Source organism: Xanthomonas sp. NCPPB 2586 (assembly GCF_041475775.2).
In the GTDB taxonomy this organism is placed as follows: Bacteria; Pseudomonadota; Gammaproteobacteria; order Xanthomonadales; family Xanthomonadaceae; genus Xanthomonas; species Xanthomonas campestris.
In genome coordinates this window covers 3,822,883-3,837,792 of the sequence record NZ_CM192981.1, presented here as the reverse complement: position 1 = coordinate 3,837,792, position 14,910 = coordinate 3,822,883, and the positions used below count along the sequence as shown (strand labels likewise).

Annotated in this window: 12 protein-coding genes; 11 read left to right on the top strand and 1 reads right to left on the bottom strand. The window is 65.6% G+C overall.

Annotated features, from left to right (window positions below; translation table 11 throughout):
• Positions 1–91 precede the first annotated feature (91 nt).
• Positions 92–2,506, bottom strand: coding sequence for a TonB-dependent receptor (locus ACCQ09_RS16675; protein ID WP_228428156.1), 2,415 nt, complete (start codon positions 2,504–2,506; stop codon positions 92–94).
• Positions 2,507–2,620: 114 nt separating this feature from the next.
• Between ACCQ09_RS16675 and ACCQ09_RS16670 the strand changes: the two genes are divergently transcribed.
• From ACCQ09_RS16670 to ACCQ09_RS16620, 11 genes are all read left to right on the top strand, one after another.
• Positions 2,621–4,702 (top strand): phosphocholine-specific phospholipase C, encoded by a 2,082-nt coding sequence (locus tag ACCQ09_RS16670; protein WP_014506843.1) that lies wholly within the window; start codon positions 2,621–2,623, stop codon positions 4,700–4,702.
• 171 nt (positions 4,703–4,873) lie between these two features.
• A complete protein-coding gene (locus ACCQ09_RS16665) occupies positions 4,874–5,518 on the top strand; it encodes a histidine phosphatase family protein (protein ID WP_014506844.1) in 645 nt (214 codons plus the stop codon).
• 32 nt (positions 5,519–5,550) lie between these two features.
• Positions 5,551–6,111, top strand: a complete 561-nt coding sequence (locus ACCQ09_RS16660) for a hypothetical protein (RefSeq protein ID WP_040941696.1) — start codon at positions 5,551–5,553, stop codon at positions 6,109–6,111.
• Between the two features lie 63 nt (positions 6,112–6,174).
• Entirely contained in the window at positions 6,175–6,699 is a 525-nt protein-coding gene (locus ACCQ09_RS16655; protein ID WP_040941695.1) for a hypothetical protein, read from the top strand.
• A gap of 252 nt (positions 6,700–6,951) precedes the next feature.
• Positions 6,952–8,151, top strand: a complete 1,200-nt coding sequence (folC, locus tag ACCQ09_RS16650; protein ID WP_372386291.1) for a bifunctional tetrahydrofolate synthase/dihydrofolate synthase — start codon at positions 6,952–6,954, stop codon at positions 8,149–8,151.
• A gap of 67 nt (positions 8,152–8,218) precedes the next feature.
• Positions 8,219–9,286 carry an SPOR domain-containing protein gene (locus tag ACCQ09_RS16645; protein WP_011036165.1) on the top strand — a complete coding sequence of 356 codons (1,068 nt, stop codon included), beginning with the start codon at positions 8,219–8,221 and terminating at the stop codon, positions 9,284–9,286.
• A gap of 91 nt (positions 9,287–9,377) precedes the next feature.
• Entirely contained in the window at positions 9,378–10,124 is a 747-nt protein-coding gene (locus tag ACCQ09_RS16640; RefSeq protein ID WP_050911909.1) for a CvpA family protein, read from the top strand.
• Between the two features lie 30 nt (positions 10,125–10,154).
• The gene (gene purF / locus ACCQ09_RS16635) at positions 10,155–11,621 is read left to right on the top strand and encodes an amidophosphoribosyltransferase (protein ID WP_011036167.1); all 1,467 of its coding nucleotides are present in this window, start codon (positions 10,155–10,157) and stop codon (positions 11,619–11,621) included.
• 79 nt (positions 11,622–11,700) lie between these two features.
• Positions 11,701–12,501, top strand: coding sequence for a ferritin-like domain-containing protein (locus ACCQ09_RS16630; RefSeq protein WP_050911676.1), 801 nt, complete (start codon positions 11,701–11,703; stop codon positions 12,499–12,501).
• Between the two features lie 598 nt (positions 12,502–13,099).
• Positions 13,100–14,353, top strand: coding sequence for a zinc-dependent metalloprotease (locus tag ACCQ09_RS16625; RefSeq protein ID WP_011036169.1), 1,254 nt, complete (start codon positions 13,100–13,102; stop codon positions 14,351–14,353).
• 123 nt (positions 14,354–14,476) lie between these two features.
• A complete protein-coding gene (locus ACCQ09_RS16620) occupies positions 14,477–14,905 on the top strand; it encodes a hypothetical protein (protein ID WP_011036170.1) in 429 nt (142 codons plus the stop codon).
• The last annotated feature ends 5 nt before the right edge of the window (positions 14,906–14,910 follow it).

Genomic DNA, 14,910 nt, shown 5'->3' with positions numbered 1-14,910 from the left:
ACTACGGTGGACTCCTCCATGCGCTGGCGTTGCACCGCATTCACTCGCGGAAGCAACGCGCATCCACCCCTGCGCCGCTCATTCGCCAGCGTCAGAACTTCACATCCAGGCTCAGGAAGGTCTGCCGCGGCGCGCCCACCACCATGGTCTGGTTGTAGCCATTCGGATCGGAGGCGACATAGCCGTTGGTGCCGGTGCTGGCGAAGTAGCGCTTGTCGGTGAGGTTGGTGATGTTCAAGGCCAGCGCGACATCGGCTACGCCGCCAAGGCGGCCGAAGTCGTAGCGCGCGCCGGCATTGAACAGCCAGTACGAGGGCACCTGCGAATCGTTGAGGAAGGTGATGTAGCGCTTGTCGACATACTTGCCGTCCAGATCCAGCCGCAGGTTGCCAATCTGGTAGCTCGCGCTGGAAGAGAACATCAACGCCGGAATGCCGACCACGTCCTTGCCCGCGGTGGCGACCACGCCGTTGTTGAGGTAATCGTCCTGGTAACGCGAGCGATTCCACGACAGCGAGTTCAACCAGCTCAGGCCCTCGATCGGGCGCCACATCAACGCCAGGTCGGCGCCGGCGCTGTGCACCGCGCCGACGTTGCTCAGGATCGATGCGCAGGTCTGCACGGCCGTACACGGCGAGGTGGTCAACAGGCGGTTGGAGAACTTGGTGAAGTAGGCGTCGGCCGAGAGCTGGAATTGCGCGTCCTGCACGCGGTAGCCCACCTGCACCGTCTGCGACTCTTCCGGCTCCAGCGTGGAGCGGCTGCGGTCGAACGCGGCCTGCGAGGTGGCGAACGGCGTAAAGCCGAACGCGGCGATGTTCTTGCTGTAGGAGGTGTAGATGTCCTGGCGTTCGTCGAGTTTGTAGTTCACGCCGACTTGCGGCAGGAAGTTGTCTTCGGCACGGATGCGGCCTTGCGCCAGCGCGGTGGTCGGCACCAGCGATTGCGCGCGCGTAGTGGTGCTGAGCGCCTTTGCGCCGTAGTTCACGGTCAGGCGGTCATCGAGCAGGCGCACGGTGTCCTGCAGGTACAGCATGCGGGTCTGAGTGGTGTAGCGCTGCTGGAAATCGCGGCGGAATGGGGGCTGCGCTTCATACACGTTGTACAGCGAGGTGTAGCCCTCGTTGCCCAGCGCGAAGTAATTGCGCCCTTGCGTGGTGCGTGCATTCTCGGCCCACACGCCGGCTTCCAGATCGTGATTGCCCCACGACCACTTCAATGCGCTGGTACCACCGAAACGGTCCAGGCCATAGTCGGTGGTGCGCATCGACACCGGGATCTGCGCCGAGGTGACGACATACGGCGTCACCCACTGCCCCTCGCCGCGATTGGCGTGGTAGTAGCCGGCGGCATCCAGGGTTGCACCGCCGAACACGAACGTGCCCGAAAGGCCGGCAAGATTGTCGCGGCGCAGGCCGCCACCGGCGTAGTAACTGGCATCGAGCCAGCTGTAGTCGTCCGGCAATCCGGCCAGCGATTGCGGATAGCCGTTGGCCACGCCACTGGTGGCACCGGTGGTCTGATACGCACGTGCCATCTGCACCGCGGTGGCCCAATCCGGTTGCAGGTAGTCGTAGTCCCAACCCAGCGCGCGCTGACTGGTCAACGACAAGTCCATGTAGTCGTATTCCTTGCGCCGCGAGGTATCCAGGAACAGGCTCAGGCGATTGCCATCGCCCCACTGGTACACGGTCTTGAGGTTGGCCTGCTCGGATTGCTGATCGCCGAAACCCTTCCACTTGTCGGTGCTGGCGTTGGCGTAGGACAGATACGCCGACAGGCCATTGCGATCGCCGGTATCGGCGCGCACGAAGGTGCGTCGCGTTGCATCGCTGCCCACCGTCTGCACCAGCCGCGCGCCGGGCGTGGTCTGCGGATCGGCGGAGTAGAACTGCATGGTGCCGCCCAGATTGGTGTTGGACGCAGTGCCGAGCGCGCCGGCGCCCTGTGCGATCTCTACCGAACCGAGGTTTTCGGAAATGATGGCGCGGGTGATGTGCAGGCCGTTGGTGACGCCGTAGCTCATGTTGCCCAGCGGGATGCCGTCGAGCGTGTAGCCCAGGCGGCTCTGGTCGAAGCCATGCAAGGTGACCTGCGTGGACCACTCATAGGTGCCGAAGGGATCGGCGGACTGGAACTGCACGCCGGGCAGCTTTTCCACCGCCTTGAAGGCGCTGCTACCCGGTGTCAGCTGCTCGATGTCCTGCCGGCTGATGCGTTGCACCTGCCGCGTGCTGCCTTGCGAGACCACGTTGATCGCATCCAGCTGGGTCGCGTTGCCAGCCGCATCGGCGGGCGTTACCGGCGCGTCCGCCGCGCTGGCGGGGATAGGGTCGGCGGCGTGTGCGATGACGGGAAGCAGCACGGCGAGGGCGAGTGCCAGTGGCGTGACATGGAAACGACGGGCGGAAGTCATGGGGGAATCCTGTTCGAGCACGGCTGAGGGCGGACGCACGGTGCAAGACCGGCGTTTCGCGACGCAGGGTGTCAACGGCTCATGAAACATTGATGACGGTGGCTGTCGCAAAACTGTCGCGTGCGGGGGCTATACGTGTGCACTGGCGTCGCGCGCCGCTGCGGCACGCCGTCTTTTTCAGTGTTTTCCAAAGGTTTTTCTTCCATGACGGCCTCCCCCTCGCGTCGCGACTTTCTCAAACGTGTGGCAGCACTGACGGCTGCCGGTGCGCTACCCGCCTCGATCGGACGCGCGCTCGCACTGCCGGCAAACGCACGCACCGGTACCTTGCGCGACATCGAACACGTGGTGATCCTGATGCAGGAAAACCGCTCCTTCGATCATTACTTCGGCACCATGCGCGGTGTGCGCGGCTTCGGCGACCCGCGTGCGCTGCAGTTACGCGACGGCAACCCGGTGTGGAGCCAGGCAGCCAGCGACGGGCGACGTGTGTTGCCGTTCGCCTTCGATGCGCGCAACACCTGCGCGCCGCTGATCAAGAGCCTGGATCACTCCTGGAAAGCCGGCCATGGGCAAGACCCGTTGCGCTGGCAGGAATACGACGCCTGGGTGCCGTACAAGGGCGAGCTGACGATGGGTTATTTCCAGCGCAGCGATATTCCGTACTACCACGCGCTCGCCGATGCGTTCACCATTTGCGATGGTTATTTCTGCTCGCTGCACGGGCCCACCAATCCCAATCGCATGTATCTGTTCACCGGTACCAGCGGCTTGAGCGTGGGCAACACCGGTGCGCAGACGGTCACCAATGCCGACGACGGCAACTGGACCGCCGACATGGCGCGCGACAAACCCGGTTACGCCGCGATGCAATGGACCACCTACGCGCAGCGGCTGCAGGCGGCCGGTGTCGATTGGCGGGTGTATCAGGAGTACGACAACTTCGGCTGCAATTCGCTGGCGTACTTTGCGCACTATCGCGATCTGGATCGCAACGATGAGCGCTATCGACGCGCACGTGCGTGCGTCCCGGGGTCCACTGCCGACAATGCCGCCACCACGCAGGCCGATCATCTGGTCGCAGCCATCGCCGCCGATGTACAAGCCAACCGACTGCCGCAGGTGTCGTGGGTGATCCCGCCCACCGCCTATTGCGAACATCCCGAAGCGCCGCCGGCATATGGCGAATCGCTGGTGGCGCGGCTGATCGATGCGCTCACCGCCAATCCCGAGGTGTGGTCCAAGACCGCGCTGATCATCAACTACGACGAGAACGACGGCTTCTTCGACCACGTGCCTGCGCCGCTGCCGGCACTGGATGCGCGCATGGGCCGCAGTAACGTGGACGCGCGCGGCGAAGTGCACGAGGGCGTTCCGGTGGGGCTGGGCATTCGCGTGCCGATGCTGGTGATCTCGCCCTGGACGCGCGGCGGCTGGGTCAACTCGCAGGTGTTCGACCACACCTCTGTGCTGCGTTTGCTCGAGCGCCGTTTCGGTGTGGCCGAACCCAACATCAGCCCGTGGCGACGCGCGGTGAGTGGCGATCTCACCAGCGTGTTCGACTTCCGCCAGCCGGACCATTCCGCGCTGAGCGCGCTGCCAGCGATCGGCGACTACCGCGCACGCACGGCCGCGGTGCGCGACAAACCGCTGCCGGTGCCGCCAACCACTGCGCAGATGCCGCGGCAGGAACCAGGGCAGCGGCCCGCGCGCGCGCTGCCGTATGCGTTGCAGGTGCATGCGCGTGTCCACGATGACAGCGGCGTGCAGTTGCAGTTCGTCAACACCGGTGCCGCTGCAGCTGCCTTCAACGTGTACACGTCCGCCGCGACAGGCGGCCCCTGGTATTACACCGTCTTGCCCGGCACTCAGCTGGACGACGTGCCGATGGGCGCGGTGCACGACGGCGCGTATGCATTGCGCGTGCACGGCCCGAATGGATTTTTGCGCGAGTTCGCAGGGAATTTAGGTGCCGAGCAGCCGGCGTTGGCTGCGCCGTGGGTGCAGGCGCGTCAGGATGGCGAGCTGCTGGTGTTGGAGATCGGCAATGCCGGGCGCCAGCCGTGCACGCTGCAGGTGCGCGCGCTGGATTACGCCGAGCCGACCACACAGCCGCTGCAGTTGGCCGCAGGGCAGCGCCACACTCTGCGCCTGACATTGGCGGCAAGCGATCACTGGTATGACATTGTGGTGGAGCAGCCGGGCAGCGCGTTCCGCCGCCGGCTGGCCGGGCACCTGGAAACCGGCAAGCCCAGTCGCAGCGACCCGGCGCTCGGTCGCGCCTGAGCCAGCCGCGGGTTCTGGCCGGCGTGCGGGTGGCATGCAACGCGCAGGACGGTGCGCCGACCAGATCACCGTCTGGCTGATTCGCGGCCCGGGGAGGCGGCGAGGGCGGTATCATGCCGCTCCCGTCTGGCCGCAAGGCGAGCCGGCCCCTCCCCAAGGAATCTCTCGCGCATGCGCATCCTGCTTGCCCGTCACGGCGAGACGCCGTGGAACGCCGAAGGCCGTTACCAGGGCCAGATCGATATCCCGCTGTCACCGGTCGGCGAAGGGCAGGCCGCCGCGTTGGGCGCGCGTCTGCAGGCCTTGCAGATCACCCGCGCAGTGGCATCGCCACTCTCGCGTGCCCAGGCCACCGCAACGTTGGCGCTTGGCAGTGCACGCGCAGGCCTGCTGCAGACCGATGCGGACCTGCAGGAAATCGCCCATGGCGAATGGGAAGGGTTGCTTGCAAGCGAAATCAATGACAAGGATCCGGCGCGCCTGCGCGCATGGCGCGAGGAACCCGACACGGTGCTGATGCCCGGTGGCGAGTCGCTGCGTCAGGTGCTCGATCGCAGCTGGCGCGGTCTGGCGCGCGCCGCCGACGGCCTGGGGGCAGACGACACCTTGCTGGTGGTCGCGCACGATGCGGTCAACCGCGTGATTCTGTGCAAGATCCTGGGCCTGCCGCTGTCCAAGCTGTGGACCTTCCGTCAGGCCCCCACCACGCTCAACCTGCTCGAAGGCGACGACGTCGATCACCTGGAAGTGGTCCGCCTCAACGATTGCGCGCACCACACGCCGTTCTTTGGTGAAGCCAAGCATCGGGCGTTGTAAGGCCACGTGCAGCAAGGACGCTGGAAGACGCCATGGCGCGTTCGACCGTAACACCGCCTCGGTGGCCAAAAGCGTTCCGTATCACGGCGCTCGCGGGAGTAGCCGGCCTGTTGGCGCTGGGGAGCTTCTCCGATTTCATCCCCGCACCCTTCATGTCCGGGCGGAACTGGATTGCGCCGATGTGGCTGCTGGGCGCGGCAATGACGGCGTTTATCCTCGTGCAGGGCTATCGCTTCGGTGGATGGAAGGTGGTCGTCGGCAAGCAGCTGATCACCACCGTGCTTGCGATCTGCCTGGCGCCGCCGTTGTTGGGGTTGCTGTGCTGGATCGTGCTGGCCAGAGGCGCGCCGTGGATCTACACGCGTATCGCGGGCGTGGATTTTGAAGAAACCCACCTCATGCAAACCGAGTACGTGCGCAGTGCGCGGACCTGCAAATACCGGTTGAGCGGCGGCCCGCTTGAAGAGCGTTTCCCGAGCCATCTGTGCATCAGTGAGCAGTTGTATCGGCGGCATCCGGACCAGCAGGTTGCGATGCGGGTGCGTGGCCAGCGGTCGGTGCTGGGCATGCGCATCGCATCGGCCCTGCCGTAATTCGGCGCACGCTCCAACGTACCTCGTCAGGATGATCAAGTGACATCGAAACTGTTTGCATGGATGAAGATCGGAACGTTCTTCGTCGTGATGGGTCTGCTTGTCTTGGGCCTGTTTGCCGATTTCGTTCCTGCACAATTCCTGCAAGGACGCACTTTGAAATGGCCATGTTTAGCGGTTGGCATCATGCTGACGGTGTGGCTGCGCAGGCACAACCGGCGTCTTGGTCGACCAACGGACCTGGACGGACACGGGCGTATTTTCAGTGCCTTCATGTTCTTCGCAACACCGGTGATGCTGGGCTTTGTGTCGTGGTTGTTGCTGGCAAAAACGGCACCCTGGTTGCTGACCTGGGCCATTGGCGGTTCATTCGAAGAAGCGTACGTCATGCAGACGGACCATCAATCGAGTCGAAGCACCTGTGAATATCGGCTGCGGGGTGGGCCAATGGAACATGGGTTTCCAGATTACCTCTGCATCCACGAAGACCTGTATCACCGCTATCCACAGCAGCAGGTCGCAGTGATATTGAAAGGGCAGCGCTCACGATTGGGGACACACATTGTGGAAATCTACGGTCCGCAATGACGCGCCACGGTGTGGACGTCATGTTGGCCGGATAGGTGTCGTCCCAGCTTCAGCGCGTTGCCACCTGCTCACTGGTGGCAGACAGCAAGCGTCCGCGGGTCAAGGATGAAAAACTGCTGCTGGTAGTCCAGGACCCGGGCAACCGCGATAATGCGCGCTGCCCGCAAGACCTCAGGTAGCACAGTGACCACCCCCAACACACTCTCCGACTGGCTTGCCTACATCGAGCAACAGCATCCCAGCGTCATCGCCATGGGCCTGGAGCGCGTACGCGAGGTTGCTGCGCGGTTGCAGATCGAAGCGCCGGCCAAACACGTCATCGTGGTTGGCGGGACCAACGGCAAGGGCTCCACGGTGGCCTTCATCGAAGCGATTGGGCGGGCGGCCGGCTGGAAGGTGGGCACCTACACTTCGCCGCATCTGCTGCGCTACAACGAGCGCGTGCGTATCCACGGTGTCGAGGCGAGCGAAGCGCAATTGGTGGCCGCGTTCGTTGCGGTGGAGGCGGCGCGCGGCGATACCGCGTTGACCTATTTCGAATTCGGCACGCTGGCCGCGCTGTGGCTGTTGCAGCAGTCCGCGCTGGAGTTGGCGGTGCTGGAAATCGGCCTGGGCGGGCGCCTGGATGCGGTCAACATCATCGACGCCGATGTGGCGGTGATCACCACCGTGGACATCGACCATACCGATTGGCTGGGCGAGGACCGCGAGGCGATCGGTGCGGAGAAGGCCGGCATCATCCGCGGCTGGAAGCCGGTGGTGCTGGGTGAGATCGACCCGCCATCGAGTGTGTTGCGGCGCGCCTACCAATTGGGCGCCAACGCCATCCGCGCCGGCAGCGATTATTTCCATGAGCCCATCGATGCGCAGCACTGGCGCTGGCGTGATGTTGCGCAGACCCTGGAGCTACCGATGCCAGCCCTGCAGGCGCCGGTGCAGTTGGCCAATGCAGCGGCGGCGATCGCCGCATTGCAGGCGTTGCCGGTCGAGGTGCCTGCAACCGCCTGGGCGCAGGGTGTGGCTGCCGCGCAGCTGCCTGGCCGCCTGCAGCGGGTCGCGCGCGATGGGGTGGAGCTGATGCTGGATGTCGGCCACAACCCGCAGGCCGCGCGTGCCCTGGCCCAGGCGCTGGGCAAGGCCACGCCGGCCGGCACCACCGTTGCGCTGTATGCGGCGCTGGCGGACAAGGATGTGCGCGGTGTGGTCGAGGCGTTGACCGGGTGTGTGGACCAATGGGCACTGGCCGGGCTGGAGGGCGCGCGTGGGCAGTCGGCCGAGGCCTTGCGCGCCCGCCTGCAGGGCACCGCCGCCGCACAGGCGGCCTGCCATGGCGATGTGGCCGGTGCGCTGCATGCGGTGCTGGCGGAGGCGCAGCCAGGCGACCGCGTGCTGGTGTTCGGCTCCTTCCACACCGTGGCCGATGCGTTGCAGGCACTTCATTCAGGCCATTGAGGTCGGTTGCCGGGCGCCGGCCTTATAATCGCCGCGGCACCCCGCCACGCCGCCTCTTGTCTCTTCCGTGGATACTGTTCTGAAACAGCGACTGATTGGCGCCATCGTTCTGGTGGCGCTCGCCGTGATCTTCCTGCCGATGCTGGTGAAGGGCCCTGCGCCCTCCAGTGGCGTGGCCGATGTTCCGCTCGACGCGCCTGCCGCACCCGGCACTGGCGAGTTTGAAACCCGCGAATTGCCGCTGGTCACGCCCGGTGCCACACCGGCTGGCGGCGCGCTCGGCATGCGGGGCGCTGCCACCGCACCGGCCGCAGTGCAGGACAACCCCGATGCGGCCGATCTGGCCGCCCCGTCGAGCACGCCGTCCGCACCGGAGGTGGCTGCCGGCAATTACGCGGTCAACTTCGGCGCCTACGCCAGCAGTGCCGACGCCGATGCAGTGATCGCGCGGCTCAAGCAGGCGCAGTTGCCCGGCTTCAGCGAAAAGACCCAGATCAATGGTCGCCCTGCCTGGCGCGTGCGGGTGGGCCCGTATGCCGAGCAGGCGCAGGCCGAAGCGGCCCGTCTGCAGGCGGTCAAGGTGCGCAGCGACGTCAACGCGCAGGTGGTGACGCTGGATGCCGGTGCCAATGCGCCTGCACCGGTGACCGCTCCCACCCCGAGCACCGCCGCGCCCAAGCCGGCCGGCAGCACCACCGCGGCGGCCACCACGGCACCGACCAAGACCGAGAGCCTGCCGCCGGAGCCGGCCAAGCCAGTGGCCGCAGTGCCCAAGCCGGCCGAGGCACCCAGGCCTGCGCCGGCCAAGCCGGAAGCGCCCAAGCCCGAACCCAGCAAGCCCGAGCCGGCCAAGCCGGTCGCGGCAGCGCCGACCGCGCCCGCCGCGCCGGCCGCCAGTGGGGTTGGGTTTGCGGTCCAGCTGGGCGCCTTTGGCCGTGCCGAAGACGCCAATGCGCTGCGCGACCGCGTGCGTGCCGCCGGATTCAGCGCGTTCGTGGAACAGGTGCGCACCGACAAGGGCGCGCTCAACCGCGTGCGCGTCGGGCCGGTGGCCAACCGTGGCGATGCCGAGCAATTGCGTGCCCAGGTGGCGGCCAAGGTCGGCATCTCCGGCATGGTGCGTCCACATCCTTGATTCTCGATAGCCTCACACCCATGGAGGGGAGGGCGATGATGACTGCATCCTGCCAGGCAAGCGGCGCGCACCCCGCGTCACGAGGTTGGCCATGATCGACATGGTGTTGGGCGTCATCATCCTGGTGTCGGCGCTGTTGGGTCTGCTGCGTGGATTTGTGGCGATCGTGGTCGGCACGCTGTCGTGGCTGCTGGCCGGCTGGGCCACGTTCCTGTTCGGCGGCCCGGCCGCGCGCTGGCTGGCCGATGGCAAGCACCCCTCGGCCACCGAGTCGTTCGGTGGCTACGCCATGGTGTTCGTGGGCGTACTGATCAGCGTGGCGGTGATCGGCATGGTGATCCGCGCCGGCGTGGACGCGGTCAAGCTCGGTGGGACCGACCGCATGCTCGGGTTCGGTCTGGGCGTGGTGCGCGGGGCCTTCCTGGCTTGCGTGCTGGTGCTGCTGATGGGCTTCACGCCGCTGCCGCGCGAACCGGCCTGGCGGCAATCGGTCCTGCTGCCGGTGCTGTCGCCGGGCGCTGGCTGGATGCGCGCGCAACTGCCGGCCTGGCGGATGCCCTCGATGGACCTTCCATCGATGGAACTCGGCAACGTATCAGCGGAGTTGGGGAAGTTGCCTTCGGCAGGCGATAATACGGACCTGGGCAAGGCGCTCTCCGGGTCTGGCCTGAGCGACACGATCAACAAGGCGCTCGGCAAACCCGGCAACACTGCCAGCGACGGACGCGATCCGACGCAGGCGATGCCGGCCAATATCGATCCGGCGCAGGTTCGCGGCGGAGAAAGCGACCCGGCTCGGGTCGAGTCCCAAGGCCAGGCACGGCCACCTTCACAGTAACGGCGCAAGCCGAAGCGGAGAACGCGCACCATGTGTGGCATCGTCGGTATTGTCGGCAACCAGAACGTCGCCGGGCAGCTCTATGACGGCCTGACCGTCCTGCAGCATCGCGGGCAGGATGCCGCGGGCATCGCCACGGCCGATGGCACGCGGTTGCGCGTGCAAAAAGCCAACGGCCTGGTCCGCGATGTCTTCGACGAAAAGAAGATGGCGGTGCTGGAAGGCCGCGTCGGCATCGCGCACTGCCGCTACCCGACCGCCGGCTCGGAAGGCATGGACGAAGCGCAACCGTTCTACGTCAATTCGCCGTACGGCATCGCGTTGGCGCACAACGGCAATCTGATCAACACCGAGGCCTTGCGCCAGCAGGTGTTCGAGGCCGACCGCCGCAACATCAACACCGATTCGGACAGCGAAGTGCTGTTGAACGTGTTCGCCTACGAGCTGGACGCGCAACGCATGCTCACCCCAGAAGCGGCGATCCGCGCAGTAGCTGGCGTGCACCGCCGCTGCAAGGGCGGCTATGCGGTGGTCAGCGTGGTGCTGGGTCTGGGTCTGGTGGCATTCCGCGACCCGCACGGCATCCGCCCGCTGGTCCTGGGCAAGCGCGAACACGCCGAAGGCACCGAGTACATTGTGTCGTCCGAATCGGCGGCCTTGGACATTCTCGGCTACCAGCGCGTGCGCGACGTGCGCCCGGGCGAAGCGCTGGTGATCACTGCGCGTGGCGAGCTGTTCTCCGAAATCTGTGCCGCGCCGACCGACCATGCGCCGTGCATCTTCGAGTACGTGTATTTCGCGCGTCCCGATTCGATGATCGACAACATCTCGGTGCACAAGGCGCGCATGCGCATGGGCCTGAAGCTGGGCGAGAAGATCCTGCGTCTGCGCCCGGACCATGACATCGACACCATCATTCCGATCCCGGACACCTCGCGCGATGTGGCGCTGGAGATGTCCAACGTGCTCGGTGTGAAGTACCGCGAAGGCTTCGTCAAAAACCGTTACGTGGGCCGCACCTTCATCATGCCGGGGCAGGGCGAACGGCAGAAATCGGTACGCCGCAAGCTCAACCCGATCCATCTGGAATTCCGCAACCGCGTGGTGCTGCTGGTCGACGACTCGATCGTGCGCGGCACCACCAGCCGGCAGATCGTGCAGATGGCGCGCGACGCCGGTGCACGCAAGGTCTATCTGGCCTCGGCCGCGCCGCCGGTGCGCTACCCGAACATCTACGGCATCGACATGCCGGCCGCCGAAGAACTGATTGCGCATGGCCGCAGCGAGCAGGAAATCCAGGAATTCCTGGGCTGCGACTGGCTGATCTACCAGGATCTGGAAGACCTGGAAGTGGCGGTGCGCGAAGGCAATCCGGACATCAAGCAGTTCGATTCGTCGTGCTTCAACGGCGAGTACATCACCGGTATCGAGCCAGGGTATTTCGAGCGCATCCAGCAGCTGCGTTCGGACGATGCCAAGAAGCGCCGGCGCGCCTGATTACTGAGAGCGCTCTGACGCGGCGGTTTGAGTGCGCGCGTCGCAGCCAGTGCAAGGTTGCGCGCCGCAGGGAGTGACGATGGATCTGTTGCAAGCAGCGCACGCCTGCCTGCAGGCGTGTGATCCGGTCGAAAAAGTCGCGCTGACCCAGCAGTACGCCGCAGCGTTTCGCGCGAACAGCTTGCCGCTGCCGGCCCAGGCCGATGCGCCTGAACCCATTCGTATGCCGGGGCGCCCGCCGCGCCCGTTGCTGGTCCATCCGCGCGAGCTGCCACGGCGCGGCCTGGGCACGCCGGAGGGACGTGCAGCTTTCATCCATGCCATCGCGCACATCGAGCTCAACGCCATCGATCTGGCCTGGGATGCGGTGTACCGGTTCCGTGGTGTGCCGGACGGGTTCTATGCCGACTGGGTGGCGGTGGCCGATGACGAGTCGCGTCACTTCATGCTGCTGCGCGAACGGTTGCACGCGCACGGCCACGACTACGGCGACTTTGCCGCGCACAACGGGCTGTGGGAGATGTGCGAGAAAACCGCGCACGACGGCCTGGCACGCATGGCGTTGGTGCCGCGGGTGCTGGAAGCGCGCGGGCTGGATGTCACGCCGGCCATGATCCACAAACTGCGCTCGCTGGGCGACACCGCCACCGCGCAGGTGCTGGAGATCATCCTGCGCGAAGAAGTGGCGCACGTCGCCGCGGGTTCGCGTTGGTATCGCTGGTATTGCGAGCAGGCCGGCATCGAGCCGCGCGCGCGCTTCAAGGAACTGTTGCGCGACTACGCCGGCGGCTACCTGCACGGCCCGTTCAATATCGAAGCGCGTCTGCTGGCAGGCTTCGATGAAGACGAATTGGCGAGCCTGGTGGAGCAGGCTGGCTGAGGGGTTCCGTGCCCTGGTCGGCGCGGTGATTCATCTGTTTGCATCGTCCCGCGCGATCCGACAAGGAAAGCGTTGCCGACGCTGCATTTCGTGCGTGCAGTGAAGCACGCTGGTTGATTAGGGTGCTTCGATGAGCGATTTGTCGGTCCGTCAGCGCACGTGCGCTGACGGACCACAGCCAGCGGAGCTGGCTCTGTAAGCCAGCATGCTCCTGGATCCGGACAATCTGCATGCGGTGCAGCGCCAAGGCGGTGCCGGTCACTTCCTTCACGCGTATCGCAACATTGCTTGGACGTCCGCGTGCGTGAGCGCTGCCAACCGAAAGCCAGGCCTCATCAAGGCCCAAGCGCAGTCATCCGCCAACCTCGCAACGCCTGGTCGAGACCCAATGGAAGACATCGCCTACCACTGGAATGTGCACTCCGTCGCGCCACACCGGTGCTGGAATCGCATCCAGTCGACGTCAAACATCACAGAACGGTAATTTTCTGTTGTAACAACTTGCATTCCATCCTGATCGGCGCGCCCTAATGGCGTCCCGGGGACAGGGGCCCGGTGTTTCACATCCCGTTGCTTCCATGTCTAGGAGAGAGAGACGATGAAGTCGAAGTCGATGTGCACCACGGTCGGTCTGATCGCCATGTGTCTGGCTGGCTCGGCGGCAGCAGCAGGCAAGCCGCTGTACCAGACCGGCCCGGCATTGAGCCGCAGCGCTGCAGCCACCGCCACGGCAGAACCCTCGTTACAGCGCGTACTGAGCTCGCCATCCACCGCAAACGCACAGGTGGTGCAGATCGATGCGGGCGCGGTGGCGCCGGCGGAAAAACTGCTCGAGCTGCAGCTGGATGGCCAGACCATCACCGCCACCCAGGCCAAGGTCGACGCGTTGGAAGGTGGCGACAGCATCTGGTACGGCAATCTCGGCCCGCGTGCCGGCACCCGTGCACGCACCTTGTCCGGCGTGGACCCGCTCAACTCGGCGATCCTGGTGCGGAGCGGCGACACCGTCACCGGCACCATCCGCTACGCCGGCAAGCTCTATCGCCTGCGGCCGCTTGCCGATGGCCGCCATGTGCTGGTGCAGGTGGACGAGCAGCGCATGCCGCAGGAGCATCCGGCCGAATACAGCTTGCTGCCCAAGTTCGACATGCCCAACGACGGCCGCGTGACCGCTGCGCAGGCTTCGTCCGGCAGCCCGGCCACCATCCGCGTGCTGGTGGTGGCCACCAACCAGGCGGTGACTGCGTACGGCGGCAACATGCAGTCGCTGGTGCAACTGGCGGTCGCCGAGGCCAACCAGGGCTACGTCAACAGCAATGTGGGCATCACCTTGCAGCTGGCGCGCTATGAGACCACCAGCTATGCGGAAACCGGTAACTTCACCACCGATCTGCAGCGCTTCCGAGTCACCAACGACGGCTACATGGACAGCATCCACACCAGCCGCAACACCTACACCGCCGATGTGGGCGTGATCGTGTTGAACAACAGCAGCTACTGCGGCCTGGCGTCGGGTATCGGCTCCACCGCGGCCACGGCGTTTGCATCGGTGTACTGGGACTGCGCCACCGGCTACTACAGTTTTGCGCATGAAATCGGCCACCTGCAGAGTGCACGTCACGATGCGGCCACCGACCCGAGCACCTCGCCGTTTGCGTATGGCCACGGCTACCGCTACGGCAACAGCTGGCGCACCATCATGGCCTACGCCTGCCCCAGCGGTTGCCCGCGACTGAACTACTGGTCCAATCCCAACATCAGCTACAACGGCGTGCCCATGGGCAACGCCAGCACCGCGGACAACCAACGTGTGCTGGTCAACACCAAGGCCAACATCGCCGCGTTCCGCTGATCACTGCCCAGCCTGCCCGGCACCACGCGTGCCGGGCAGTGCCGCTATATCCGCGCACGCCGATCGCGCAGACTAGGCACACCGCCGGTGGTTGCCGGCCATGTGATGTCCAGCGGAGCGATCATGTCCAAGTCCCTGACCTGCAGCGTGTTGTGCCTGGCCGTGCTGGCGGTTGCCGGCTGTCGTCAGCAACCTGCCGAGCCTGCCGCATCCCCGGCCAAACCTGCAGTCACCACCCCCGCAGCCGCGGCCAGCGCGGGCAACGCAGCGGAAGAACGCGCGCTGCAACGCCTGCAAACACAACTGCAGCGCGACCGTTTTTATCCCGATGACTGCATCAGCATCATGACCGAGCAGGAAGAAGACGCGCCTGTATCGGATGCCTTTGAATTCGCCGTGCACGAACGCCACGGCGATGGCTGCCCGGGCGATCCGCAGACCAGTCCGGTGCGCGACCGCTTCCGCGTGCAGGCCGATGGCCGCTTGCTCTGGTACGACGTGGTCAACGGGGATTTTGTCGACTACGCCGAGCATCAGCGCAGCACGCAGTGATGCAG